Origin of the sequence: Streptomyces axinellae (genome assembly GCF_039532135.1) — a bacterium.
GTDB lineage: Bacteria > Actinomycetota > Actinomycetes > Streptomycetales > Streptomycetaceae > Streptomyces > Streptomyces axinellae.
Genome location: NZ_BAAARJ010000094.1, coordinates 1 through 551 on the forward strand (window position 1 = coordinate 1; position 551 = coordinate 551).

The 551-nt window shown below is 65.7% G+C and carries 1 protein-coding gene; it reads right to left on the minus strand.

Annotated elements, in window-relative coordinates; all coding sequences use genetic code 11:
* Positions 1-162: 162 nt before the first annotated feature.
* On the minus strand, positions 163-551 hold a 389-nt coding region (locus tag ABD339_RS33600; RefSeq protein ID WP_344570954.1), incomplete at its 5' end, for a hypothetical protein.

A 551-nucleotide genomic window follows, 5' to 3' on the forward strand; every position in this document is an offset into this window, starting at 1 on the left:
TCTTAGGAAGACAAATACAACGGGCAACTCCTTGGCTCACAGAACGACATGGCTACGATCCGACTTGGGCAGGCTCATCCTGGATCAGCGCGCAGCCGCTGAGCAGCGTCAGCGTCAGGGTAAAAAGAGTGCCGCGCAGGCGCGCGGAGAAAGGAAGGATCATCATGACGTTTTAGCCTGTTGCTCAGTCGCTATCGGTGTCGGCCCCCAGTCGGGCAGGGCGGCCAGCGCCGGGGCAAAGGGGTTAGTCAGTTCGGCGGTCAGCTGTTCGCCAGGCGCCGTCGCCTCCTGTTCGATACGTTCAGCGTAGCGCCGCAGCTGTTCGGCGCAGCGGGCCAGGGTCGGGTCTCCCGGCGCGGCGTTGAGTCGGTAGCCTTCGCTGAGGCGGGCGATCTCCTCGGCCTGGGCGAGGGTGGCGCGCATCGGCCAGTCTTTCGCCTGGGGCCAGGGGTGAGCATACGTGCCCAGCGGTTCGGCGCGAACCCGGTGGATCAGCGCTTCGCTGTCGGTGAAGGCGACAAGCAGGGGAGCCAGCGGAACCGCCTCCTTCG